The 542-nt window shown below is 52.6% G+C and carries 1 protein-coding gene; it reads left to right on the top strand.

All coding sequences use genetic code 11. The features are described from left to right. Nucleotides 1–542, top strand: a 542-nt coding sequence (gene bet / locus ACJHXB_RS24815) for a phage recombination protein Bet (RefSeq protein ID WP_242815450.1), incomplete at both ends; no start/stop codon positions are given.

The following is a 542-nucleotide window of genomic DNA, read 5'->3' as shown; positions in this document are numbered from 1 at the left end:
GGGAAGCTGGCTGAACGTGTCGGCATGGATTCTGTCGACCCACAGGAACTGATCACCACTCTTCGCCAGACGGCATTTAAAGGTGATGCCAGCGATGCGCAGTTCATCGCATTGTTGATCGTCGCCAACCAGTACGGCCTTAATCCGTGGACGAAAGAAATTTACGCCTTCCCTGATAAGCAGAACGGCATCGTTCCGGTGGTGGGCGTTGATGGCTGGTCCCGCATCATCAATGAAAACCAGCAGTTTGATGGCATGGACTTTGAGCAGGACAATGAATCCTGTACATGCCGGATTTACCGCAAGGACCGTAATCATCCGATCTGCGTTACCGAATGGATGGATGAATGCCGCCGCGAACCATTCAAAACTCGCGAAGGCAGAGAAATCACGGGGCCGTGGCAGTCGCATCCCAAACGGATGTTACGGCATAAAGCCATGATTCAGTGTGCCCGTCTGGCCTTCGGATTTGCTGGTATCTATGACAAGGATGAAGCCGAGCGCATTGTCGAAAATACTGCATACACTGCAGAACGTCAGCC

This window comes from Escherichia sp. WS3227_2 (assembly GCF_046486495.1).
GTDB classification, from domain to species: Bacteria; Pseudomonadota; Gammaproteobacteria; order Enterobacterales; family Enterobacteriaceae; genus Escherichia; species Escherichia coli.
Note: the sequence above shows the minus strand (reverse complement) of the source record. Positions and strands in the feature narration are given on the sequence as shown.